The sequence below is a fragment of the Vibrio sp. M250220 genome, from assembly GCF_036533795.1.
Classification (GTDB): domain Bacteria; phylum Pseudomonadota; class Gammaproteobacteria; order Enterobacterales; family Vibrionaceae; genus Vibrio.
Genome location: NZ_JATABI010000057.1, coordinates 1 through 25,114, shown reverse-complemented (window position 1 = coordinate 25,114; position 25,114 = coordinate 1). Strand labels below are relative to the sequence as shown.

At 44.9% G+C, this 25,114-nt stretch carries 23 protein-coding genes, 1 other RNA gene and 1 pseudogene; 14 read left to right on the top strand and 11 right to left on the bottom strand.

Annotation, left to right across the window (positions count from 1 at the left end):
• Positions 1 to 421: 421 nt before the first annotated feature.
• Both QTN94_RS17280 and QTN94_RS17275 read right to left on the bottom strand, forming a co-directional pair.
• Positions 422 to 1,444: an IS110 family transposase gene (locus tag QTN94_RS17280; protein WP_138971664.1), complete on the bottom strand. Its 1,023-nt coding sequence runs from the start codon at positions 1,442 to 1,444 to the stop codon at positions 422 to 424.
• A gap of 68 nt (positions 1,445 to 1,512) precedes the next feature.
• Positions 1,513 to 2,010, bottom strand: a complete 498-nt coding sequence (locus tag QTN94_RS17275) for a GNAT family N-acetyltransferase (RefSeq protein ID WP_331428360.1) — start codon at positions 2,008 to 2,010, stop codon at positions 1,513 to 1,515.
• A 103-nt stretch (positions 2,011 to 2,113) separates the two neighbouring features.
• On the opposite strand from QTN94_RS17275, the pseudogene QTN94_RS17270 reads away from it, so the two are divergent.
• Positions 2,114 to 2,467 (top strand): annotated as a pseudogene (locus QTN94_RS17270) (IS110 family transposase); the annotation flags it as partial.
• 150 nt (positions 2,468 to 2,617) lie between these two features.
• Here the strand turns inward: QTN94_RS17270 and ssrA are convergent.
• Positions 2,618 to 2,984, bottom strand: a transfer-messenger RNA (tmRNA) gene (ssrA, locus tag QTN94_RS17265).
• Between the two features lie 66 nt (positions 2,985 to 3,050).
• Positions 3,051 to 3,536, bottom strand: a complete 486-nt coding sequence (gene smpB, locus QTN94_RS17260; protein ID WP_269378159.1) for an SsrA-binding protein SmpB — start codon at positions 3,534 to 3,536, stop codon at positions 3,051 to 3,053.
• Between the two features lie 118 nt (positions 3,537 to 3,654).
• Between smpB and QTN94_RS17255 the strand changes: the two genes are divergently transcribed.
• Together QTN94_RS17255 and QTN94_RS17250 are read left to right on the top strand one after the other, a co-directional pair.
• Complete coding sequence (locus QTN94_RS17255; protein ID WP_269378160.1) at positions 3,655 to 4,098, top strand: SRPBCC family protein; 444 nt, start codon at positions 3,655 to 3,657, stop codon at positions 4,096 to 4,098.
• Positions 4,088 to 4,441, top strand: a complete 354-nt coding sequence (locus QTN94_RS17250; protein ID WP_138971745.1) for an RnfH family protein — start codon at positions 4,088 to 4,090, stop codon at positions 4,439 to 4,441. Before QTN94_RS17255 ends, QTN94_RS17250 begins: the two co-directional genes overlap by 11 nt.
• A 90-nt stretch (positions 4,442 to 4,531) precedes the next feature.
• On the opposite strand, the gene bamE is transcribed toward QTN94_RS17250, so the two are convergent.
• The 3 genes from bamE to nadK form a co-directional block, all read right to left on the bottom strand.
• Entirely contained in the window at positions 4,532 to 4,891 is a 360-nt protein-coding gene (gene bamE / locus QTN94_RS17245) for an outer membrane protein assembly factor BamE (RefSeq protein ID WP_138971746.1), read from the bottom strand.
• Positions 4,892 to 5,066: 175 nt separating this feature from the next.
• A complete protein-coding gene (gene recN / locus QTN94_RS17240) occupies positions 5,067 to 6,731 on the bottom strand; it encodes a DNA repair protein RecN (protein ID WP_269378162.1) in 1,665 nt (554 codons plus the stop codon).
• A 216-nt stretch (positions 6,732 to 6,947) separates the two neighbouring features.
• Complete coding sequence (nadK, locus tag QTN94_RS17235) at positions 6,948 to 7,832, bottom strand: NAD(+) kinase (RefSeq protein WP_269378163.1); 885 nt, start codon at positions 7,830 to 7,832, stop codon at positions 6,948 to 6,950.
• Positions 7,833 to 7,976: 144 nt separating this feature from the next.
• Between nadK and grpE the strand changes: the two genes are divergently transcribed.
• From grpE to dnaJ, 4 genes are all read left to right on the top strand, one after another.
• A complete protein-coding gene (grpE, locus tag QTN94_RS17230; RefSeq protein ID WP_138971749.1) occupies positions 7,977 to 8,576 on the top strand; it encodes a nucleotide exchange factor GrpE in 600 nt (199 codons plus the stop codon).
• A 286-nt stretch (positions 8,577 to 8,862) separates the two neighbouring features.
• Complete coding sequence (locus QTN94_RS17225; RefSeq protein WP_138971817.1) at positions 8,863 to 10,143, top strand: dicarboxylate/amino acid:cation symporter; 1,281 nt, start codon at positions 8,863 to 8,865, stop codon at positions 10,141 to 10,143.
• A 258-nt stretch (positions 10,144 to 10,401) separates the two neighbouring features.
• Positions 10,402 to 12,312, top strand: a complete 1,911-nt coding sequence (gene dnaK, locus QTN94_RS17220) for a molecular chaperone DnaK (protein WP_269378165.1) — start codon at positions 10,402 to 10,404, stop codon at positions 12,310 to 12,312.
• Between the two features lie 196 nt (positions 12,313 to 12,508).
• Positions 12,509 to 13,651: a molecular chaperone DnaJ gene (gene dnaJ, locus QTN94_RS17215; protein ID WP_331428359.1), complete on the top strand. Its 1,143-nt coding sequence runs from the start codon at positions 12,509 to 12,511 to the stop codon at positions 13,649 to 13,651.
• Between the two features lie 43 nt (positions 13,652 to 13,694).
• Here dnaJ and QTN94_RS17210 read toward each other — a convergent pair whose 3' ends face one another.
• Positions 13,695 to 14,117, bottom strand: a complete 423-nt coding sequence (locus tag QTN94_RS17210; RefSeq protein WP_331417713.1) for a type IV pilin protein — start codon at positions 14,115 to 14,117, stop codon at positions 13,695 to 13,697.
• Between the two features lie 96 nt (positions 14,118 to 14,213).
• Between QTN94_RS17210 and QTN94_RS17205 the strand changes: the two genes are divergently transcribed.
• The 6 genes from QTN94_RS17205 to tadA all read left to right on the top strand — a co-directional run bounded on the left by QTN94_RS17205 (position 14,214) and on the right by tadA (position 18,744).
• Positions 14,214 to 14,735, top strand: coding sequence for a GspH/FimT family pseudopilin (locus tag QTN94_RS17205; RefSeq protein WP_138971818.1), 522 nt, complete (start codon positions 14,214 to 14,216; stop codon positions 14,733 to 14,735).
• The gene (locus QTN94_RS17200; protein WP_331428358.1) at positions 14,722 to 15,360 is read left to right on the top strand and encodes a PilW family protein; all 639 of its coding nucleotides are present in this window, start codon (positions 14,722 to 14,724) and stop codon (positions 15,358 to 15,360) included. The genes QTN94_RS17205 and QTN94_RS17200 overlap by 14 nt, the downstream gene beginning before the upstream one ends.
• Positions 15,360 to 15,818, top strand: a complete 459-nt coding sequence (locus tag QTN94_RS17195; RefSeq protein WP_331417711.1) for a hypothetical protein — start codon at positions 15,360 to 15,362, stop codon at positions 15,816 to 15,818. The genes QTN94_RS17200 and QTN94_RS17195 overlap by 1 nt, the downstream gene beginning before the upstream one ends.
• The gene (locus tag QTN94_RS17190) at positions 15,808 to 16,188 is read left to right on the top strand and encodes a type IV pilus modification PilV family protein (RefSeq protein ID WP_331417710.1); all 381 of its coding nucleotides are present in this window, start codon (positions 15,808 to 15,810) and stop codon (positions 16,186 to 16,188) included. The genes QTN94_RS17195 and QTN94_RS17190 overlap by 11 nt, the downstream gene beginning before the upstream one ends.
• A gap of 290 nt (positions 16,189 to 16,478) precedes the next feature.
• Entirely contained in the window at positions 16,479 to 18,038 is a 1,560-nt protein-coding gene (locus QTN94_RS17185; protein ID WP_331417709.1) for an AbgT family transporter, read from the top strand.
• 166 nt (positions 18,039 to 18,204) lie between these two features.
• The gene (gene tadA / locus QTN94_RS17180) at positions 18,205 to 18,744 is read left to right on the top strand and encodes a tRNA adenosine(34) deaminase TadA (protein WP_331428357.1); all 540 of its coding nucleotides are present in this window, start codon (positions 18,205 to 18,207) and stop codon (positions 18,742 to 18,744) included.
• 54 nt (positions 18,745 to 18,798) lie between these two features.
• Here the strand turns inward: tadA and QTN94_RS17175 are convergent, their stop codons facing one another.
• Positions 18,799 to 18,936, bottom strand: a complete 138-nt coding sequence (locus tag QTN94_RS17175; RefSeq protein ID WP_171052184.1) for a hypothetical protein — start codon at positions 18,934 to 18,936, stop codon at positions 18,799 to 18,801.
• A 211-nt stretch (positions 18,937 to 19,147) separates the two neighbouring features.
• Positions 19,148 to 20,698 (bottom strand): membrane-bound lytic murein transglycosylase MltF, encoded by a 1,551-nt coding sequence (gene mltF, locus QTN94_RS17170; RefSeq protein WP_331428361.1) that lies wholly within the window; start codon positions 20,696 to 20,698, stop codon positions 19,148 to 19,150.
• A 309-nt stretch (positions 20,699 to 21,007) separates the two neighbouring features.
• Here mltF and purL point away from each other — a divergent pair, with 309 nt between their 5' ends.
• Positions 21,008 to 24,904, top strand: coding sequence for a phosphoribosylformylglycinamidine synthase (gene purL / locus QTN94_RS17165; protein WP_331428356.1), 3,897 nt, complete (start codon positions 21,008 to 21,010; stop codon positions 24,902 to 24,904).
• A gap of 65 nt (positions 24,905 to 24,969) precedes the next feature.
• Here the strand turns inward: purL and QTN94_RS17160 are convergent.
• Positions 24,970 to 25,114 (bottom strand): transposase (locus tag QTN94_RS17160; RefSeq protein WP_331417622.1); only part of this gene is annotated, 145 nt, incomplete at its 5' end.

Here is a 25,114-nt window from a genome sequence, read left to right as displayed (position 1 = left end):
TGTTCGAGACCGCCCTTCTTTAAAGTGTGCTAGAGCAAGTAAACGCATCTTCATTTGTATAGACTTCTGCTGACTAGCGAGTTTTTTAAAGTCGATGTTGTCGAGGCTATCCATGGCATTCTCGTGTAGAAATGACAGCCTTAATTAGACCATATTTTTACTTAGATTGGTATTATGTGGGATAACAATAGCGCCAAAAATTAACTATTGACGCCATAGTCTCTTATGTGGACTCCCTATTTGCAACCACAATATTGCGTAATGATATTTGCTCGCTTATGTACGAGTTCTGATGAGGAGCTACCTCGACTCTCTGACAATTTCGCTGGTTAGGGTGCAACGCTTGTTAGCGAGATTTAATCTCAAACGACTATTCTGCATCACCTAACATCATATTCATTAAGCGTTTTGTGATTGAAAATTATGTTAGGTGATAATCCGTTCCATTCTTGAGCATTGCAAAAGCTATTCGTACATTTTTATTGGCTAATGCGACTGCTGCACATTTCTTTCCGCGCCTTTCAATTAGCGACTTTAGCCAACTTTCTTTTTTAGTTTTGGCTTCTCGCTTTTCGACTTGTTGAACCACTGCCATTGCTCCGGTGATTAACAAACTTCGTAAACCAGTGCTTTTTCGCTTCCCGATTGTGCCCAGTTTCACTTTACCACCAGAGCTATGCTGCACTGGCGTCAACCCGATGCATGCTGAAACATCTCGACCTCGTTTGAATTCACCAGTTTCTTGCTCGGCCATCGCAATATAAAGATGGATGGCATTTAATAAACCAATGCCTTCGATCCTCATTAATTTTTTGCAATCTGGGGTTTCGTCTACCCACTCCTCTAGAGCTAAGTTATAACTCTCAAGAGTCAGGCAAACTTGCTGATACAGCTTGAGTGATTTGCTGAGCATTGTTCGAAACGTAAAACTTAGCCCGTTCTCATAGTCTTCTAAAATCGACTCAATAGTTACAATAAGCCTACTTTCACCCCTGCCAACAGAGAAGTTGAACTCTCTCAACAAGCCACCTAACTGATTTTTGAGAGCGGTTTTTTGCTTGATACATTGCTCACGTAATCTAAGAATTGCTTGAGCTTGCTGCTGATGAGGTGTTTTAGTCGCGACAAAGTGTACTTCGGGCAATAGCGCTGCCTGGACGATTGCAAGGGCATCATTTTTATCCGTCTTTTGGTTCTGCCTTATCGCACCAACCAAGCGAGTAGAAATGAGCTTAGCTTTATGGCCCATCGAGCGACAATATTGAGCCCAGTAGTTAGAGCCACTGCAAGATTCGAATACCACGACACATGGAGGCTGTTGACGCAAAAACTCACTAAACTGCTGAGGTGTCAGTTCTTTATTGGAAAGCACCTTTGAGTTTAAATAAACACATACTTGGATAGCCTTAGTGGCTAGGTCAACACCAATGATCGTGGTTCTCATCTTGTTCTCCCAAAGTGTTAGCTAACTTAAGAAGGTTAGCTTGTCATTAGATCGGGAGTCCAATTATCTTATGTGGACGTTTTCGACATTTGCACTAGTTCTTCGCCTACATGCTTTCCATCTGCCAACTTAATGACTCGATAGGGTGAAAAACCATTATTCTTTAAAACTCTCTGGGAAGCTACATTACGAACCAAACACCCACTATATAGCGTTTTCAACCCCATGCGCTTAGCCTCTTCTACGGCAAACCCTAAAGCTTTTGATGCTATACCTTCTCCTTGCAAATCGAGGCGAACCCAATAGTCAAAATTAGCCTTAGACTCATGTAAGCTCAGAGCATTCATAGCTATGACACCCGCAAACTCTTTACCTAACTCGATCACAAAAATTCTAGCGCGATTTTCCGAAATCAAACTCTGGACATGGTTAAACCATATCTCTGCACCATTTTCAGGATATGGGGATGGAATATTGCTCATATCACTTAAAGATGGTTCAGATATATATTTTTGAACGTCTGAAATATCCTTTTGTTCTACGTCCCGAATATTAACACTTTCCATACAGAGTTCTCCCTAAGTCACATAACGAATGATATGGACTCCCTCTCCCTGAAACTCCGCGTGCCATACTGACTCAGTACACGCTGAAGAACTGGAGGTTATCATGTCCAACATTCAAACTATTGGCATTGATCTCGCCAAGAATGTGTTCAGTATTCACGGCGTTGATGCATATGGCAAGTGCATCCTACGAAAAACTGTCAAAAGAAACAAACTCTTAGACACATTCGCCAATCTACCACCCTGTATCATTGGTATGGAAGCATGCTCTGGTGCACACTATTGGGCAAGAGAGCTACGTAAGCTCGGACATAATCCTAAGATAATGGCATCCAAGTTCGTTATTCCATATCGACAAAATGAGAAGAACGATGCTAATGACGCAGAGGCCATTTGCGAAGCTGTATCCAGACCCAAAACACGATTTGTCTCTATAAAAAGTGAAGAGCAACAAGCAAAATAACAAGGACAGGCACCATAAAGAATATTGACCAGCAAGTCGTTGCCCTATATTTAGTACCAATTTTTAGTACAAGCAGCTTAGATATTGATTGTTAAAATACAAAAAGGGCGATAACTCAAAGAGTTATCGCCCTTTCCAAACGTTTGGTGGAGCTGGCGGGAGTTGAACCCGCGTCCAAAAACCATTCATCATTGGTACTACATGCTTAGTCGATCTTTAAATTCACCAAGTACCTGCGAACCGACACGCCAGTAAGTGACTATCCTGAATTATAATTCGCCGTTCATCTCTCAGGCGGGAGAATCCGAGCTAGCGCGTTTGGGTTTGATCCCTCGTTGGTCCCCGTCTTACGTGCGGAAGCTAGGGCGAGAGAGCTCTGAGCAGGGTATTAAGCTGCTAGTGCGTAGTTTTCGTCGTTTGCGACTATTTTTTTGCGGCTTTTTACGTGGCCAACCGCCCCACGGCATGCACCTCAGACTGCAAAATTCCTGTCGAATCCAAAATCAGCCCCAAGTGTTCTTCGCATAGTACCAGAAAAGTGTTACCTGTCTAGACCTGTGCGTTTAAGTGCTCAATATTAGCGCAGTGAGCTCTTCATTACGCGCGCTTTTTCGCGTGCCCAATCTTTTTCTTTAAGATCATCACGTTTGTCGTGCAGTTTCTTACCTTTGGCAACACCAATCTTCATCTTGACCCAAGAACGTGACCAATAGAGTGATAGTGCAGCCAGAGTCATACCTTCACGGTTAATACGACCCATTAGGTTGTCGAGTTCACGACGACTAAGCAGCAGTTTACGAACGCGAGTAGGGTTAGCCACCACGTGAGTAGACGCTTGGTTTAACGGAGTAATAGTCATGCCACTAACAAAGGCTTCACCATCGCGCATAAACACGTAGCTTTCTGCGATGTTAGTTTTGCCCTGACGAAGTGACTTAACTTCCCAGCCTTGAAGCTCCATACCTGCTTCTATTTCATCATCGATAAAATATTCGTGACGAGCTTTCTTGTTGACAGCGATGGTATTGCTACCCGCTTTTTGTTTGGATTTTTTCTTTACCATAGTGGGTGCATTATACGGCTAGGATTTGACTTAGGAAATCCCTTTATTTGCGCTTAGTGCAAATAAAAGTAAAATTGCACCATGCTTGAGGTTCAGGCGGATGTTATGAGGAGTCAATATGAAGCAAGTCAGCCGTTCTGCGTTGGTATCATTTAGTGCAGAACAGATGTTCGATCTGGTGAATGATGTGGCGAGTTACCCAGAATTTTTGCCAGGGTGCTCGGGTTCACGTGTGATTGAATCGAGCTCAGACGCGATGGTCGCTTCTGTTGATGTTGCAAAAGCAGGGATTAGTAAAACGTTCACGACTTCTAATGAGTTAGTTAAGGGTGAGGCTATCATCATGAATTTGGTTGATGGGCCATTTAAAACGCTGAAAGGCGGCTGGTTTTTTACCCCTTTAGATGAAAAAGCGTGCAAAGTTGAATTGAAGCTGGAATTTGAGTTTTCAAGCAAGATGATTGAAATGGCCTTTGGTAAGGTGTTTAACGAGCTGACCAATAATATGGTTAATGCATTTACCAAGCGCGCAAAACAGGTTTATGTAGCTTATGAGTATTGAGTCAGACATGATTCATGTTGAGGTGGTATACGCACTGCCTCATGAACAGCGTATATTTACGCTGGTGGTTAAAGGAGCGATGACAGTTGAAGAGATCATCGCACAGTCTGGTGTACTTGAGTTGTACCCAGAAATCGACTTAAGCAAGAACAAGGTCGGGGTGTTTAGTCGCAACGTTAAGTTGGATTCAACTGTTCAGGATAAAGATCGTATTGAGATTTATCGCCCGCTACTCGCTGATCCAAAAGAGATTCGTCGCAAAAGAGCTGAACAGGCGAAAGCGGCTGGAAGTGCTGACCCTGTTACTGGCGGTAAGAAAAATCCGCTCAGGAAAGAGGCTTAGGGAAAACGAGCTTCGTTCTCAAACGACTCCCTCAAAAACAAAAAGGGTTGGCACTGACTGCCAACCCTTCTGAAATCTTCCCGCTTTTTGCTAGTTGATGCTTTCGAAGAAGTCTGAGCTCGCAGGGAAGTCACCAGCAACGTCAACCAACTGACCGTTGTCATTGAAATTGACGATGAGATTTTTTTGTACTGAGTCGTTATGGCCTTCGGTGTGGTGGTAGATGTAATACCATGTATCTGGGTAGCCGTTCTCGACTAGCATTGGTGAACCCATAACGTAGCGTACTTGTTCTTTGGTCATACCAAACTTCAACTGTTCGACTGCACTTTGCTCAACATAGTTGCCTTGGTTGATATCAATACGGTATACAAGCTTTTCGAGAAGGGAGCAGCCTGTCAGCATTGTCATAGCGAGTGGTACAGCGATAAGCCACTTTTTAAATTGCATACTTAAAATTCTTGTAACAGATAAAATTTAAACTCAGCCGATAATAAACAAGCTAAGCGCCAAAGTAAAAAGCTGTGAGCATTTTGAATTGTTTCAGACCATGATTTTTGAATTTGGTTGCAAACTAGAGCCAAAATTTATCAAAAAAGATAAATCTGGCTCTTTAGAGGAGGGGTTATGCAGCGATCAAGAGTTCTTTGGCATTGGCGAGTGTAGAGTCAGTGATTTCACTTCCTCCAAGTAGTCGAGCTAGTTCGGTCACGCGTTGTTCATCATCTAGGCGGCGCATTTGAGTTTCTGTTTTACCTGCTTTGGTTTGTTTAGCCACAAATAGTTGCTGATGACCACAACCTGCCACTTGCGGTAAGTGGGTAACGCATAGTACTTGGGTTGATTCCCCCAATTTACGCAGCATTTTACCAACTACCGCGGCGGTTGGTCCGCTGATGCCAACGTCTACTTCATCAAATATAAGACTTGGTGTATCCACCTTCTGTGCGGTGATGACCTGAATAGCCAAAGAAATTCGTGACAGTTCGCCACCTGAAGCAACTTTGGCGATAGGTTGCATTGGCTGACCTGGGTTTGTTGATACAACAAAACAAACACTGTCCATACCCAGTGGTGATGGGTGAGTTCCTTCGCTGCTGACTTCAATCTGGAACTGAGCTTTTTCCATGCTAAGTTCATGCATGCTAGCTGTGATCAGTTTGTTTAGCTCTTTGGCATAGCGGTTACGCGATTTATTTAACTTCTCTGAAGAGGTTAAAAATGACTGGTATTTATCGCTAACTTCTTGCTCAAGCTCTTCTAGACGCTCATCAGAACAATCTAATGCTTCAATCTGCGCGAGCAGGTCTTGATGGTGAGCGAACAGTTCTTCGGGCAATACATGATGTTTGCGAGCCATCGACATAACTTTAGAAAAACGTTCTTCAACGTAAGCCATACGTGCAGGGTCGACATCAATACAATCGAGGTAGTTTCGCAGCTCACTGTTCGCTTCTTCTAGCTGAATTATCGCTTCTGCAATCATATTTGGCAGCTCAGCCAGTTTTTCGTCCAGTTCCGCTAGTTGGATTAGGGAGTGATTGGCTGATTGCAAAATACCAAGCGCGTTAACTTCTTCACCTTCGTAAATAAGCTCGATAGCTTGCTGACAGGTTGAGGCAAGCTCGCCGCTGTTGGATAGGCGTTTGTGTTCTTGTTCGAGTTGTTCATATTCATCCTCGCCAAGAGAGAGTTCGTTTAGCTCTTTGATTTGGTATTCCAAGAGCTGTTTTTGCGCTAGGTTAGTAGCGCTGTTCTCTTTTAGTTGTTTGAGATTGTTGTCGGCTTGTCGCCATGCTTGGTAGGCATTGCGTGTGCTTTTCAGCAGCGCAGTGTGACCTGCATACTGATCAAGCATTGCCATCTGATACTCGCTCTTCATCAATTGATGGTGTGCATGTTGACCATGGATGTTGATCAATAACTGACCCAAAGATTTGAGTTGCGAAAGAGGAACTGGGCTGCCATTGATGAACGCACGTGAACGACCTTCTTTACTGATAATACGGCGTAAAATGCAGTCGCTACCGTCGAGAAGATCATTGTCTTCCAACCAGCGAGTTGCGTTGATATTGTTCTCTAGGGAGAAAGCAGCACTGACTTCTGTTTTCTCTTCTCCCTGACGTACCATGCCGGCTTCAGCGCGTCCCCCTAAACATAACCCGAGAGCATCTATAGCGATGGACTTACCTGCGCCCGTTTCGCCAGTGATGGTTGTCATTCCTTTGGATAGCTCTAGCTGTAGAGACTTAACAATTGCGAAATTATTAACACTTAGATGAGCCAGCATTTTATGTACCTGTTTAAATGAACAATACTGTATAAGAAAACAGTATATACTGTTTCTTTATACAGTAAAGATGCTGGTGAAAATTTTTGTGAGCAAGCGCGAACTTCGCTGCCGGATATCTAGAAAGAATTTGTTTCGTAGGAGATGCAATACATCCTCCCTGCTAAACAAAAAAGGGCTGACGCGCTACGCCAACCCTCCAATATTGCTAGTTATTTAAAACAATCTGCTCGACCATCCCAGCTTGTTTCGTAACACATGATAGTAGCTATAGTCTTTTGGATGGATGAGTTTGAGAATATTGGGGCTTTGATAGATGTGTACTTCATCGCCAGGAGAGACTGGAAGTGAAACCTGACCATCACAGCCGACTTCTTGGGTTCCGCGGTTATCTGGCGCCACAACCAATTTGATTCGGCGGTTTCCGTCAACCACTAGTGGTCGGCTTGATAGTGTATGTGGGAACATCGGAACGAGTGAAATAGCATTCAAGCTTGGAGATAAGATTGGACCACCACCGGATAGAGAATAGGCCGTTGAACCGGTAGGGGTTGATACGATCAGACCATCAGCTCGAAGTGAGAAGGCAAAGCTATCATCAATGTAGACTTCAAACTCAATCATATGTGCCACTTGGCCGGGGTGGAGTACGGCTTCATTCAGTGCTGCGTTGTGGCTTTTTACTTGCCCGTGGCGATGGACTTCAGCTTCGAGTAAGAATCGTTGCTCTTCAATAAACTCACCAGCAAGCACTTTCTTTAGCGCCGCCTGGAAATCCTCTGGGTTGAGGTCGGTTAGGAAGCCGAGATTACCGCGGTTTACTCCGATCACTGAGATATCGAATCGTGATAGTACTCGTGCGGCGCCGAGCATGTTTCCGTCACCACCGACGACAATGGCAAGGTCGGCAATGCGGCCAAGTTGTATCAGACTGGCGAAGTCATCCTTAGGAATATCGTCGAGAATCTCGCAAAGACGGTCATCGATATACACCTTATAACCTTCAGCTTGAAGCCAGGTATAGAGCTCTTTATGCGTTGCTATTGCTTGCTGATCTCTGGGTTTACCAATGATGGCGATCACTTCAAAAGGTTTTTTCATAGGTTTTCCGCACCAAATAGGCTTGATTCGACAATCTTCATCCCCATAATAATGGCAAGTTAGCAATTTATGCGAGTTTTTGTGTATTCCGATACGATAAACGTGAAGTGTTGGGTACCAATAAATATGAAGTCTGGAGATATCATGAGCAACGAAGAAAACAAGATCAAAGATGAAGAACTACAACAGCAAGCAGAGCTAGAAGCGGAAGTTGTAGGCACTGACGCTGATATCGAGTGGAACGAAGAGGAAACAGAACTAGACGAGCAAGAGGCAAAGATCGCTCAACTAGAAGCTGCGTTGCTTTCGAGTGAAGCTAAAGTTAAAGAGCAGCAAGATAGCGTTCTTCGTGCTAAAGCTGAAGTTGAAAACATGCGTCGCCGCACTGAAACTGAGATCGATAAGGCTCGTAAGTACGCACTAAACAAGTTCGCGGAAGAGTTACTCCCTGTTATCGATAACCTAGAGCGTGCGATTCAAGCCGCAGATACTGAAAATGAAGTGATTAAACCACTTCTTGAAGGTGTTGAGCTGACGCATAAAACGTTTGTCGATACCGTTTCTAAGTTTGGTTTGAAAGAGATCAATCCTGAAGGCGAAACGTTCAACCCAGAATTGCATCAAGCGATGTCGATTCAAGAAAGTCCAGATCATGAATCAAACACAGTCATGTTTGTAATGCAGAAAGGTTATGAACTGAACGGTCGTGTAGTGCGCCCTGCAATGGTAATGGTTGCTAAGTAAATTCTGACCTGTAGAACGACTTTTGTATCAAAAGAGAGGCTTAGCCTCTCTTTTTTTATGGTTAAAACCGGATTTCATACTGCCACACAAGGTGTTGATTTAGTGAATTATCCTTAGATAAAAGTGTAACCGAAAATTAATTTCTGATTAGAAACTTGTAACATTATCGTAAACAAAGGCTTTATTTTGTAACTTCAGTGTGTATTATGTGCGAACTCAACCATGAAACGTGGCGGAATAATCTATAAAAACATAATTAATAAACACAACATTCTGGAGTTGGATGATGGATAAATCGCTTTCAAGCAAGATTTTTGTAGGCTTGTTTGCTGGTCTTCTGATCGGTACGGCAATCCAGTACTTATTTAGTGGAATTGCTATTTTTGATACTTACCTTCTTGGTGCCGCTGAAGGCGCTGGTGGTATGTTTGTATCGTTGATCAAACTACTTGTAGTGCCTTTAGTATATGTATCAATCGTATGTGGTATTGTCGATCTAAAAGACATCACCGCATTTGGTCGTCTTGGTGGTAAAACTTTTGCTCTTTACATTATCAACACCATTATCGCGATCGCAGCAGCTCTGACCGTTGGTATGATTTTCCAACCAGGTGCTGATGCCAACCTAGCTGGTACTATCTCAGAGAGCGTTAAGCTAACGACAACTGAAACACCAGATATTTTCTCTCTAGTCGTCAACATTGTACCAAGCAACCCTGTACAGGCTTTTGCTAACGGTGACATGCTACAAATCATCTTCATGGCGATTCTGACTGGACTTGCTATTCAAGCGCTTGATTCACGCGGTGGCCCTGCTATCCGTACCTTCAAGATGGCTAATGAAATTATGATGAAGCTTGTTGGTCTCGTCATGAGCCTAGCACCATACGGTGTATTCGCTCTGATGATTCAACTAGGCGCGACTCTAGACGCAAACACGCTTATGTCTGTTGCGGGCTATGTAGCACTCGTTGTAACAATGCTAGTATTCTGGATTTTCATCTTCTACCCAATGGCGGTAGGCATTGCAACGGGGACGTCTCCAAAGGCATTCCTACGTGCGACGCGTGAGCAGGTTCTGTTCTCACTATCAACAGCAAGCTCTAACGCAACGATTCCAGTAACAATGCGCACCCTAACTGAGAAACTAAACGTTTCTAAATCGGTTGCAGGTTTTGGTGTACCACTAGGTGCAACGATGAACATGTCTGGTGTGTCTATTTACATCGCATTGGCAACTATCTTCGTCGCTAACGCATTTGGTCAGCCTATCAATACAGCAGATGTGTTTACTCTAGGTCTAACTATCCTGCTTCTATCGATTGGTGCGGGTGGTGTACCAGGTGGCGGTGTTGTTATGGTTGGTGTTCTACTTCACCAACTAGGTCTTCCACCAGAAGGTCTAGCAATTATCGCAGCGGTTGACCGTATCAACGATATGTTCTGTACCTCTTCAAACGTAGTAGGTGACACAGCGGTGAACACCATTGTTGCAACAAGCGAAGGCGAAATCGGTAAAGATGAAGTAGAAGCAGAAGTGAAACCAGCTCAAGCAAACAACGCGTAATCTTAATTGATGAAAGTAGAGCGAGGCCAAGTGCCTCGCTTTTTTATATTTCATTCTTGCTCCTGCTCATTTATCTAATCTTTTTCTATTTTTTTTTGTTTTGTCCCTTGAAAAGAGATTTGGCGCCCTTATCTATTGGGCATAAGAGAAGCAAACATAATTATTTTTGTTTGTGAGCAAGGGTTGAAACCCGATTCTCGATCCCCCACATAGGGGATATAGCAAAACGAAAATAGAAATTTATTCGGAGATAGCCTGATGGGTAAAATCATTGGTATTGACTTAGGTACTACAAACTCATGTGTTGCTGTACTAGACGGCGACAAACCACGCGTAATTGAAAACGCAGAGGGTGAGCGTACCACAGCGTCAGTAATTGCATACACAGATGGTGAGACGCTAGTAGGTCAACCTGCGAAACGTCAAGCAGTTACTAACCCAGAAAACACGCTATTTGCAATCAAGCGTTTGATCGGTCGTCGTTTTGAAGACGAAGAAGTACAACGTGACATCGAAATCATGCCATACAAAATTGTTAAGGCTGACAACGGTGATGCTTGGGTAGAAGCGAAAGGCCAAAAAATGGCAGCTCCTCAAGTTTCTGCTGAAGTACTTAAGAAAATGAAGAAAACGGCTGAAGACTTCCTAGGTGAGGAAGTAACTGGCGCAGTTATCACAGTACCTGCTTACTTTAACGATGCTCAGCGTCAAGCAACTAAAGATGCTGGCCGTATCGCAGGTCTAGAAGTTAAACGTATCATCAACGAACCAACAGCAGCAGCTCTAGCTTACGGTCTAGACAAGTCTGGCGGCGACCGCACTATCGCGGTATACGACCTTGGTGGTGGTACTTTCGATATCTCTATCATTGAGATTGATGAAGTTGAAGGCGAGAAAACATTCGAAGTTCTAGCAACTAACGGTGACACACACCTAGGTGGTGAAGACTTTGATAACCGCATGATTAACTACCTAGTGGATGAGTTCAAGAAAGAGCAAGGTATCGATCTTAAGAAAGATCCTCTAGCAATGCAGCGTGTTAAAGAAGCGGCAGAAAAAGCGAAAATTGAGCTTTCTTCTACGACTCAAACTGACGTAAACCTACCTTACGTTACTGCGGATGCGACTGGTCCTAAGCACATGAACGTTAAAGTGACTCGTGCGAAACTAGAATCTCTAGTTGAAGACTTAGTACAACGCTCACTTGAGCCGCTAAAAGTTGCTCTAGCAGATGCTGACCTATCGGTTAACGATATCACTGACGTAATCCTAGTTGGTGGTCAGACTCGTATGCCTATGGTTCAAGCTAAGGTTGCTGAGTTCTTTGGTAAAGAAGCGCGTCGTGACGTTAACCCAGACGAAGCAGTAGCAATGGGTGCTGCAGTTCAGGGTGGTGTACTTGCTGGTGAAGTGAAAGACGTACTTCTACTAGACGTTACTCCTCTGTCTCTAGGTATTGAGACTATGGGCGGCGTAATGACTAAACTCGTTGAGAAGAACACGACTATCCCAACTAAAGCGAACCAAGTTTTCTCTACAGCAGAAGACAACCAGAACGCGGTAACTATTCACGTGCTTCAAGGTGAGCGTAAGCAAGCAATGTACAACAAGTCTCTAGGTCAATTTAACCTAGAAGGCATTCAGCCTGCGCCACGTGGCATGCCACAAATTGAAGTAACTTTCGACCTAGATGCGGATGGTATCCTTCACGTATCAGCGAAAGATAAGCAGACTGGTAAAGAACAGAAGATTACTATCCAAGCTTCTGGCGGTCTGAGCGATGAAGAAATCGAGAAAATGGTTCAAGAAGCAGAAGCTAACAAAGAAGCGGACAAGAAGTTCGAAGAACTAGCAAGCGCTCGTAACCAAGCTGACCAAATGATTCACGGTACTCGTAAGCAAGTAGAAGAAGCGGGTGACGCTCTACCAGCTGAAGAGAAAGAGAAGATTGAAGCAGCGATCTCTGAACTAGAAGACGCTCGTAAAGGCGAAGACAAAGAAGCGATTGATGCTAAAGTACAAGCGCTTATGGCTGCGGCTCAGAAGCTAATGGAAATTGCTCAACAGCAAGCACAAGCTCAACAAGCAGGTGACGCTGGTGAACAGTCTAAGCAAGATGACGACGTAGTTGACGCAGAGTTCGAAGAAGTGAAAGAAGACAAGAAGTAATTCTTGAATCTGATTTAACTTGAATATGATGCGGGCGTTTGAGGAAACTCATACGCCCGTATGTTTGTAAATTATGTCCATCTAACTAAAAGTGTCTTTTTAGCGCGAAGTCGTTAAAATTCAGAGCCATTAGTTAGATCGATATAACACCAAGCGGTGTTGACCGTTTGCAGTAATAAATTTGGTGACGAGAAACATGTCAAAACGTGATTTTTACGAAGTATTAGGCGTAAGCCGCGATGCATCAGAGCGTGATATTAAAAAGGCGTACAAGCGCCTAGCAATGAAGTTCCACCCGGATCGTAATCAGGGTGATGAGAGCGCCGCAGATAAGTTTAAAGAAGTAAAAGAAGCGTATGAAATCCTGCTCGATCCACAAAAGAAAGCAGCTTACGACCAGTATGGTCATGCGGCCTTTGAACAAGGTGGTATGGGCGGTGGCGGCTTTGGTGGCGGCGGCGCAGATTTCGGTGACATCTTTGGTGACGTATTTGGCGATATCTTTGGTGGCGGTCGTCGTGGCGGTGGTCAGCAACGTGCGCAGCGTGGTGCAGATCTACGCTACAACATGGAGTTGTCGCTAGAAGAAGCGGTTCGTGGTGTCTCGAAAGAAATTGATGTACCTACACTTGTTCACTGTGACTCTTGTGAAGGTAGCGGTGCTAAGAAAGGCACTTCTGCTGAGACATGTGGCACTTGTCATGGTCATGGTCAAGTTCAGATGCGTCAGGGTTTCTTCGCGGTTCAACAAACCTGTCCTACCTGTCATGGTAAAGGTAAGATCATCAAAGACCCATGTAACGTATGTCATGGTCAAGGTCGCAAACAGAAAACCAAAACTCTTAATGTTAAGATTCCTGCAGGCGTGGACACAGGTGATCGCATCCGCTTGTCTGGTGAGGGTGAAGCTGGAGAAATGGGTGCACCAGCCGGTGATCTATACGTTCAGGTTCACGTGAAAGAGCACCATATCTTCGAACGTGACGGCAACAACTTGTACTGTGAAGTTCCTGTTAGCTTTGCTATGGCAGCGCTAGGCGGAGAGGTTGAAGTCCCTACACTGGATGGTCGTGTTAATCTGAAAGTACCGTCAGAAACTCAAACCGGTCGTATGTTCCGTATGCGTGGTAAAGGTGTTAAGGGTGTTCGCGGTGGCGGTATTGGTGATCTTATCGTTAAGCTTGTCGTGGAAACGCCAGTTAACCTAAGTTCTCGTCAAAAAGAGCTGCTTAAAGAGTTTGAAGAATCATGTGGTGGTGAAGCTGCGACAAAGCACAAGCCTAAGTCTGAAGGCTTCTTCAACGGAGTGAAAAAGTTCTTTGATGACCTAACCAGCTAATGGTTTTATTCAACTGTAAAAGCCTGCCTCCGCGCAGGCTTTTTTATTGCCAGCATTTTATCGGGCTGTACTCTCCAGCCTGATTTAGGCTGAGGGATTGGTACCTTTCTCCACCGCACTCGTCGCTCGTCTGAGAGTGAGTTGGGTGGGCTTTTATGGTGTAGCGGTTTTCTGTCGCTGATATCGAAAAAGAAAACTGACGGGCATTGGTTTTACACCAAGCGCAGTAGCCATCTGGCAGCACATTTTCGGCTGCCAATGCGTAACTTCCCCGATACTGACGCTCCAGTTCGAGCTGAATTTTCGCCAAGTCGCTAATGGCTGCAGCGCGATGTGCCTTGAGAATTTGGCTCTGATAGTTTGGATAGAGAATCGAGGCAAAAATGGTTACCAGCATGACGACGACTAATAACTCGATCAATGTCATACCCTTTGGTCTAATGTTGCTCGTTTTTGAATACGTCATTTGAATCTGCTTCTAGTCTTATTATTTGTTTATTTTCATAATCTTATTGACTGTTAAGGTCACTTCAAGAATGGTTGTGCATAGACATTGATTTACATGATGAAGTGGAAAACGTCTCTCGGCTTTACTCTGATTGAGCTACTCATTTGGCTGATTTTAATGGCCTTACTCATGTCAGCAGCAATTCCGAGTATGTTGCAGATGAGTCATGCTCTTCAGATGAAGCGTGTGGCGAATGAGCTAAAGGGGTTTATGATGCAGAGCCGTTCTGAGGCGATCGCAAGGAATCAAGATCTCTGGGTTCACATTACTGACCTCGGTTCTGAACAGCAAGCGGGGTTATGGCGAATAACCTTGACGGATTCACAGGTTGTCGACAGTGGGGAAACCATACTCTTAATTGACGGTCGCACGTTTGCTTCGATAAAACTGAGTTGGAATTACACTAGAGACAGAATCCGATTTTATGGGGTACGCGGTCGAGTCGAGAACGGCAGTTTTGAATTCTATGTCGAGGGGGAAAGCGATCATAAGTTGCGGCTAAAGAGTTCATTTTTTGCCAATAGGGTGGTGGTTTGCGCTGAAGGAGCCGAGCGTTTTGGTTATGCGGCATGTTAGCAACAACACTCAGTATGGTTCGACAATGATTGAAATACTGGTGGCGTCATTAATGGGCGTGATGACGTTAGGTGTCGTCAGCTCAATTCTTTTGGCAAGTCTGAAAATTACTGAGCATAGAGGTGAGCGTTTACTTCTTGTCGACAGTATAGAAAGTGTCATGCTGCACATTAAGCAGGATATAAAACGTGCAGGATTCAATGATGCACGAGGAGTATCGGTTAGGCTTGTTGGTAGTACCAAAACCATCTATGTGAATCCTGACAGTCAACAGTTTGGTTATGTCTATCGAGCGGCGTCTTCTGATGAAGAGCTATTTCGCAATGTATTTTTTAAGTATTACGTTTCAACCACTTCGTCAGTCGGTCAGCTGAAAATATGCGAGAAGCATACGTCTGCACCTTTAGGTATCTCTTCAGCGGCTGAATCAGGTTTACTCGGTAACTGTTATAACCTCTTCGATCCCAAACTTATCTCTGTCTCTGAATTCGAAGTCTCAACGGAAGTCACTAGTGAGCACGCAAGTGCTAGTCAGCTTGTTTCTGTTCGTTTAGCTGGTCAGCTAACTCAAGCGCCGGAGGTAAATTACTCCTCTCAGATAACAGTGCGAGTAAGGAACGATTAGTGAAGCAGAAAGGCATAGTGACATTAATTTTGAGTAGCGTGTTACTAACAGCGGCTTTAGGTGTGTCTATGGGGCTTTTTAGAGGGGTATTTTTTCACATTAAACAGGCACAGAATCAGATTAAATTAAGTCAAACACACTGGTTAGTTGAAGGGGGAATCGAGTGTGCCTTTGCCCGAATAAAGCGACACCCGAATGTGCTAGTTCTATCATCGCCTGTAGAAAGAGAGGAGCTGTTCAATGATTGTCTGACAGCGATGGAATTAGATGAGTTATTGATTGAGCCGCTAGGCAGCCAACGTTTTGTTATTCGGGCTACAAGGCGAAATTATGGTATCAGCAGGCGTTTTTATTATGGTGAACAAACCACTGATGAGACCATACAGTCTGTAATAACCCATCCTAACGCGGAAAACACTGTGATTCGCTGGCTACATGGAGGTTGGAATGCGGAATAGGCAAACTGGCTTTAGCCTTATAGAAGTTCTTATTACTATGTTGCTAAGTGGAATGACTTCATTGGCGTTGGTGCAACTTCAGGTATACATAGAGCAGAGAGCCGAGTTTGCGGTGGATAGCGTGACAGCATTAAGTATCGCTGAGCAGAAAGCCGAGCGGCTAAGAAGTCACGCTGGTTTTCTAGGTGTGAGTTCATTAGCTAGCGGCACCGATTCCAGCTCACACTCAAAATTCCAATTGGCGTGGCAAATTCAGAGTATGTCGTGGCCATCTTCAGTAAACCTTAAACAAGTCGAAGTGTATGTTGAATGGAATGACCGACTAGGGCAGCCCCAAATGGTTACCCTGAAGACGATGTTTTCTGATTAACAATACGCATGTTGCATTAGTTTCATATCTATGTCGTATTAGCGCTCAAAACTCAAAAGCGAGATCTATGTTTTACGTTTTGGTTTCAAAATTGTTTCATGTCGTGATGGGTATTTGTATTGGCTTTGTTGCACGTTAATGGTGTTTTTGCAAAATATGTCTCCAATTATGGAAAAATACACAGAATCTTGTGCTTTTAGTAAGGCTATTTTATAGAATGACAGTCGAATCATAGGCTGACAAAACAATTACAAGAAGCCTTAGGCAACAACATCACATATGGAGTTACCATGAGTAACCAAGCAGTAAATAAGGCACCATCTTCGAAGCCGAGTGGGATGGATCGCTTCTTAAACTTTATCGAACGCGCAGGTAACAAGATCCCAGATCCTGCCATTTTATTTTTCTGGGCACTTGTTATTACTTGGGCTGCGTCAGCGTTGCTCTCCAACGTTACATTTGACCTGATCAATCCACGTTCGGGTGAAGCTCTTGAAATTAAAAACCTTTTGACTGGCGAATCTTTAGCAAGCTTTCTCGCGAATATGGTGACAACCTTTACTGGTTTTGCACCACTAGGTATCGTGTTAGTCGCGATGTTAGGTGTTGGTGTTGCTGACTCTTCTGGCTTTATTACAACTGGCCTTAAGAAGATGCTTAACTTCACTCCAGCGAAGCTGCTGACTCCAATGCTAATTCTGGTTGCGATCGTTTCGCACACAGCGGCAGATGCGGGCTACGTTCTGGTTATTCCACTAGGTGGTATTATTTTCCACGCGGCAGGTCGTCACCCTCTAGCGGGTATCGCGGCAGCGTTTGCGGGTGTGTCGGGTGGCTTCTCAGCTAACTTCATTCCTTCAGGTATTGATCCGCTACTTGCTGGCTTTACACAGACTGCGGCTCAGGTTCTCGATCCAGAATATGTAGTAAACCCTCTAGCAAACATCTTCTTTACTGGCCTATCTTCAGTGATCATTGTTGCTATCGGTTGGTACGTGACAGAGAAAATCATCGAACCTCGTCTAGCAAATTCACCTATCGACGAAGATGCTGAAAAAGCACCAGATCTTGGTTCTTTCTCAGAGCTAGAATCAAAAGCGTTCCGTTACGCTGGTTGGGCTATGATGGCGGGCATCGCGCTACTTATCGCTGCGATCATTCCTGAGAATTCAGCACTACGTTCTCCAGCTGGTGAGATTACGGCGTTCTCTGCACCGCTGATGAAATCGATTGTTCCGCTGATCTTTATTCTGTTTATCATCCCAGGCTACGTATATGGCCGTGTTTCAGGTACGTTCAAGACAAGTAACGACATCATTAAAGCGATGGCTGACACTATGTCTACAATGGGTGCGTACATTGTCATGTCGTTCTTCTGTGCACAGTTCCTATCGGCGTTCGCTCAGTCAAACATCGGTACTATGCTAGCGCTTTACGGTGCTCAAGGCCTAAAAGTCATGAACCTACCGGGTGAAGCAACAATCATTGGTATGATTCTACTGACTGCATCTGTAAACCTACTTATTGGTTCTGCGTCAGCGAAGTGGGCTCTGATTGGTCCAATCCTAGTTCCAATGCTAATGGCTGTCGGTATCTCTCCTGAGCTATCTCAAGCGGCTTACCGTGTTGGTGACTCGGTGTCTAACATCATTTCACCTCTGATGGTATTCTTCCCGCTAGTCGTGGTTTACTGTCAACGTTACGTGAAGTCGACAGGGATCGGAACACTTGCATCTCTAATGATGCCATTCTCGATTGCAATGCTGATCGGTTGGTCAATCTTCCTAGTTGTCTACTGGATGCTAGGTATCCCTCTAGGTATCCAAGCTCCATACACTTACAGCATGTAAGAACGCTGAGATTGTTTAGTAACATTTAATAAAGCGCTGGTTGAAAGACCGGCGCTTTTTCGTTTCGGCGATAAACCAGACAAATAGAGAGTTCTCCTTTCAGATCACTCACTCTTTGAGTAAAATCACCAGCCCACAGCCGCTATGCTAGATTTTGGAGTTCTCTGTGTCAGATTCTCAATTTACCCCTCAAGATGAACTGTTTATGCGCCGCGCTATCGAGCTTGCTGAGCTTGCCGAAGCAAAGGGAGAAGTGCCTGTTGGTGCGGTCTTAGTCAAAGAGGGTAAAGTTATTGCGGAAGGCTGGAATGAGTCTATTGGCCAGCATGATGCTAGCGCGCACGCTGAGATGCAGACTATTCGTAAGGCGGGCCATGTGTTGCAGAACTATCGACTACTCGATACCACTCTGTATGTAACGTTAGAGCCATGTCCTATGTGTGCGGGAGCGTTATTACATAGTCGAGTCAAGCGAATCGTTTTTGGTGCACCTGATCTTAAGGCCGGTGCGGCAGGAACGGTTCTCAACTTGTTTGAGCATCAAGCCGCTTACCATTATGCAGATATTGAACAAGGGTTGCTTGAAGAGGAGTGCCGGTCTCAGTTACAAGCGTTCTTTAAACGTCGACGCAAAGAGAAGAAACAGCAACGTCAGGCAATACGCTTAGAGCAAATGGACGAAACAAGCAGAGACAAAAAAGACTGAAGGAAAGCGGGTCATAAGCAAACATCTTGTGGTTAAGATGTTTGCTATGCGGGGTTATGCGGCAATAATTAGTTGCATAAAGGCGCGGTGACGTGCGATCACCTTTTTCTTGTTGTTACTCAGCATGCGCTTACGGCGATTTGCAGCAACGGTCTTGTTAAGGCGTTTTGACTGCATTTTACGTCTAAGCATAAAACAACCTCCTGTTTTGGTTAATGTTCAATCAAACTCTCAAGTGCAGAGAAGCACTTGATTATGTGACGATAAACGTCTTATACCTCGCAATTGTTACAATTCCAAGAAACTTCGCAAGTGATCTTGAACACGATATTATCTCTGAGTGAGTAAATAATGATTAAGTGCGCGGATTTTAACCAAAACTGCGCACTCAAACATAGGGTGTCTACTGATTAGTTGATGGCTCGACGAGGGCTTCAGATTCCAGTGTTTCTAACTCATCTTCAGCGCTTAGGCTTTCTTCAGACTCTTCCATTTCAGGCAGTTGGATAACCGCGAGATCATCAATGCTGATGTCGCCATTTTCAACCGTCTGCTGTTCGACGTGTCCAATAATACTCTGGTAGTAGCGGCGAATATTCTCAACATAGCGGCGAGCTTCATCTCCACGAGCAAAACCGTAGCGAGTTTGGCTGTAGTATTTCTTCTGACGCAGCAGTGGCAGTCGATCTTTTACGTCAGACCAAGCATCTGGGTTTCCACCTTGCGTCTTGGTCAGTCTACGTGCATCCATCATGTGACCATAACCCACGTTATAGGAAGCCAGCGCAAACCAAATTTTTTCATGTTCATCGATCGAGTCTGGAATTCGAGCCACCATTCTGCGCAAGTACTCGACGCCTCCACGAACGGACTGCTCTGGGTCGAGACGATTGTTCACCCCCACACTTTTTGCCGTAGGGAGAGTCAACATCATCATGCCACGTACACCCGTTGGCGATTTAGCTTTAGGGTTCCAGTGTGACTCTTGATAAGCCAGAGCTGCTACAAGTCTCCAGTCAAACTCATCCGAATACTTTTTAAATAGTGGAGACCACTTCGGTAATTTGGAGTCTAGCGCACGAATGAAAGCACGTGTATCAACATAGTCAAAATTGCCAATGTGACCAATGTATTTCTCTTCAAGCGATGCGAGATGACCAGACTGATTAACCGCCCCGAAGAACTCTATGATCAAACCGTATAAGCTCTCATCTTGAGAACGACGCAAGAACCAAGAGATGGGTTGGTCTTCTGTCAGTTCAAAGGCGAGGGCAATATCTGGGTAAATTCGTTGTGAGAGCGAAATTTCTACCGAGTCCGCGACAGTAAAGCGCAGCTCTCCAGAGGAAACCTGCTTAAGGAGATCATTTACGTCGGCATTTGGGTCAATATCATAAGACAATTGTGGCTGTTCGGCCTGAATTGCTGCTAGTGTGCGGTTAAAATGAGAGTCGCTGACAATTCTCAGTACATCTTCACCACTATTGGCTTCAATAAGCTCAGCCTGCTTCTCAAGCAACTGCTCAAGGTTTCTTGGACGCCAGTTTCCTTTCTTGTATACAAGCTGTTGACTCACGTAGTAGTAGGCAGGCCCTGGGAGGAAGAGTTTTAGACGCTCTGGAGATTGGCTCAAGCCCGCTGCGATTATATCAATTTCACCATTTTTCAGTGCTGGGTATAGGCTTGATATTCTGTATGCCGGTTTCATTTCAAGCTGGACGCCGAGTTCATTGGCAAACTCACGAGCAAGTTCGTAATCCAGTCCAGCAGGGCCATCTGGTCCGATAAAGTAAGAAAGTTGATTGTTGAGTGTGCCAACACGCAATACACCACGTTCTTTAATTAAGTCCAACTCACTCTTTGGTTCGGATTCTATTTGACAACCAGAAAGCACCAAGGCGCAGAATAGCAACGCGCACACAGATTTAAGTTGGTTTAGATAATGCTTTTTCATTAACGACATTCTCATACATCTAGTAGGGCATTTATATCAAAGTGTCATGACAAGGCAAGATAATCAGTCAGGCTTCGGGATAACTGTTCTGGTAATGAGGAATTTTGGTGTATCTCAAATTTGACAAAAAAAATGACGCAAACGGTTGCTTTTGGTGTTACATCACAAAAATAATTACTATATAATGCGCTCGCAACAGAGAGGTGCAATCGGCATAAGTTCGAAGTGATATGTCCTAACTTACTGAATTTATTCCAATATCACCTCAGGTCAATAGACCTTAACCAATTGCATAAGAGACCTAAGCACATGAGAATTTTTCGTGGCTCCCCAGCTCTATCTGAATTTCGTGTTAACAAGCTTCTAGAGCTTTGTCGTGAACTAAGTCTGCCAGTAACTGGCATCTACGCAGAGTTCGCTCACTTTACAGCACTATCAGCTGATCTCGATGAGTCTGAAGTTGAGAAACTTGAAAAACTACTGACTTACGGTCCTACAATTGAAGAGCATGAACCACAAGGTTTGCTTCTGCTTGTGACTCCTCGCCCAGGAACGATCTCTCCTTGGTCGTCAAAGTCGACGGATATCGCCAATAACTGTGGTCTGGACAAAGTGGTTCGCCTTGAGCGCGGTACGGCTTACTACATCGAATCCTCAACCGAACTTACAGAACTTCAACTAGTTGAGCTAAAAGCTATCCTTCATGATCGCATGATGGAAGTCATTTTCACTGATTTCGATTCTGCACAAGCTTTGTTCCAAGTTGCTGAGCCTGTGCCAGTCGCGGATGTTGACCTACTTGCAGGTGGTCGTGATGCGCTTGAAAAAGCAAACGTTACCCTAGGCCTAGCTTTGGCTGATGACGAAATTGAATATCTCTACGATGCGTTCGTCAACAAACTTGAACGCAACCCAACTGACATCGAACTGATGATGTTTGCACAAGCAAACTCAGAGCACTGTCGCCATAAGATCTTTAATGCAGACTGGACAATCGACGGCATCAAGCAAGAGAAGTCTTTGTTTAAAATGATCAAAAACACTTATCAAGTGACACCAGATAACGTGCTGTCGGCTTACAAAGATAATGCAGCGGTTATGGTGGGTTCTAATGTTGGTCGTTTCTTCCCTAATCCAGAAACACGTCAGTATGGCTACAACCATGAGAAAGCACACATTCTCATGAAGGTGGAAACACATAACCACCCAACGGCTATCTCTCCTTGGCCTGGGGCATCTACGGGCTCCGGTGGTGAAATCCGTGATGAAGGCGCAACCGGTATCGGTGGTAAACCAAAAGCAGGTCTAGTTGGTTTTACGACTTCTAACCTACGTATTCCAAACTTTGAGCAGCCTTGGGAAACCGATTTTGGCAAGCCTGGTCGTATCGTTAACGCTCTAGATATCATGCTAGAAGGTCCTCTAGGTGGTGCGGCGTTCAACAACGAATTTGGTCGTCCAAACCTACTTGGTTACTTCCGTACTTACGAAGAGAAAGTTAATTCTCACGCAGGTGAAGAGATCCGTGGATACCACAAGCCAATTATGATTGCTGGTGGTATGGGTAACATCCGTGAAGAGCATGTACAGAAGAAAGAAATCCCAGTAGGAGCAAGCCTAATTGTGCTTGGTGGCCCTGCAATGAATATCGGCCTTGGTGGCGGTGCTGCGTCTTCAATGGCATCTGGTCAATCAGCCGAAGATCTCGACTTCGCATCAGTTCAACGTGAAAACCCAGAAATGGAGCGTCGTTGTCAGGAAGTGATCGACCGTTGTTGGCAGCTAGGCGAAGCAAACCCAATCGCCTTTATTCATGATGTTGGTGCTGGCGGTATCTCAAACGCACTTCCAGAGCTTGTTGATGACGGTGAACGTGGTGGTATCTTCCAGCTACGTGACGTACCAAATGATGAACCGGGTATGAGCCCATTAGAGATCTGGTGTAATGAATCGCAAGAGCGTTATGTATTAGCGGTTGCACCAGAAAATATGGCAGCATTTGATGCTATCTGTAAGCGTGAGCGCGCACCATATGCTGTTGTTGGTATCGCGACAGAAGAACGTAAATTGAAGCTAGAAGATTCACACTTCGACAACACACCAATCGATATGCCAATGGATGTTCTTCTAGGTAAAACGCCGAAGATGCACCGTGACGCGAAAACGCTGAAGGTGAACAACCCAGCGATTGATCGTCAAGGTATTGAACTAAATGATGCGCTAGAGCGCGTTCTACGCTTACCAACAGTGGCTGAAAAAACGTTCCTTATCACGATTGGTGACCGCACCGTAACAGGTCTGGTCGCTCGTGACCAAATGGTTGGTCCATGGCAAGTTCCAGTTGCAAACTGCGCAGTAACGGCAGCAAGCTACGACACTTACCACGGTGAAGCAATGTCAATGGGTGAGCGCACTCCAGTTGCTCTACTAGATTTTGGTGCATCAGCTCGTCTTGCGGTGGGCGAAGCAATCACGAACATCGCTGCGACCAACATTGGTGACATCAAACATATTAAATTGTCTGCAAACTGGATGTCTCCAGCAGGCCACCCAGGTGAAGACGCGGGTCTTTACGAAGCGGTGAAGGCTGTTGGTGAAGAGCTATGTCCGGCGCTTGGACTGACTATCCCAGTTGGTAAAGATTCGATGTCAATGAAAACCAAGTGGGAAGAGAACGGTGAACAGAAAGAAGTGACGTCTCCACTGTCTCTAATTATCACTGCATTCGCGCGTGTTGAGGATATTCGTAAGACGATTACACCTCAGCTTCGCACTGACAAAGGCGACACTAGCCTGGTACTTATCGACTTGGGTAATGGTAAGAATCGTCTAGGCGCAACAGCGCTTGCACAGGTGTACAAGCAGCTTGGTGACAAACCTGCTGATGTAGACAATGCAGCACAACTTAAAGGTTTTTACGAGGGTATTCAGGCTCTTGTCGCAAATGATCAAGTTGTGGCTTACCACGATAAAGGCGACGGTGGTCTATTCGTTACTTTGGCCGAAATGGCATTCGCAGGTCACTGTGGTATCAATGCTGACATCGCTGCCTTGGGTGACGATACTCTTGCGGCTCTGTTCAACGAAGAACTTGGTGCCGTGATTCAGGTGAAAAATTCTGACCTAGACACAGTGCTTTCAACCTTGGCAGCAAATGGTCTAGAAACTTGTTCACATGTGATCGGTTCAGTCGATGCTTCTGATGAGCTTGTTATTAAGTCTGGTGATTCAGTCGTTCTTGAGCGTAATCGTACTGAACTGCGTACTATCTGGGCGGAAACTACCCATAAGATGCAGGCTCTGCGTGATAATCCAGTGTGTGCGGATCAAGAGTTTGAAGCGAAGAAAGATAACTCAGACCCAGGTCTCAACGTTAAATTGAGCTTCGATGTTAAAGAAGATATTACAGCTCCGTACATTGCGACAGGCGCCAAGCCGAAAATGGCTATTCTGCGCGAGCAGGGCGTTAACTCTCATGTTGAAATGGCGGCTGCATTTGACCGTGCAGGTTTTGAAGCGACCGATATCCACATGAGCGATATCCTGACTGGTCAGGCTGTTCTGGACCAATACCAAGGTCTGGTTGCTTGTGGTGGTTTCTCTTACGGTGACGTATTGGGTGCAGGTGAAGGCTGGGCGAAGTCTATCTTGTTCAATGAACAAGCGCGCAATCAGTTTGAAGGCTTCTTCAACCGTGAAGATACCTTCTCTTTGGGGGTATGTAATGGCTGTCAAATGCTGTCTAACTTGAAAGAGTTGATCCCTGGCGCAGAACTTTGGCCAAGATTCGTACGCAATGAATCTGAGCGTTTTGAAGCGCGCTTTAGTTTAGTCGAAGTTCAGAAGTCAGATTCCGTGTTCTTCGATGGTATGGCGGGCTCGCGTCTGCCAATCGCTGTGTCTCATGGTGAAGGGCGTGTTGAAGTTCGTGGAGCGGAGCATCTAGCAGCGATTGAAGCGTCTGGTACTGTCGCTGTGCGTTACGTGGATAACCATGGCAATCCAACTCAGCAATACCCGAACAACCCGAATGGTTCTCCTAATGCGATTACAGGCCTGACAACGACGGATGGTCGTGTGACTATTATGATGCCTCACCCAGAGCGTGTGTTCCGTACAGTGGCAAACTCTTGGGCTCCTGAAGGTTGGGGTGAAAACGGTGCTTGGATGCGTATGTTCCAAAACGCACGTAAGAATGTGGGCTAATCACCAAAGGTGAGTCTGATCCAAATAGAAAAGCGCTGGTTGAGAGACCAGCGCTTTTTTTAGGTTCATCGCGGCTTTCCGGGGAAAGCCGCTTTTATCTTCATAAAGAAGTATTCCGTATCTCGGTATCCATAGCCCATTCTTTTTATTAGCTTAATCTTGTTATTGATCCCTTCCAAGGTACATGTATTTAGATGATACGAAGCTGAC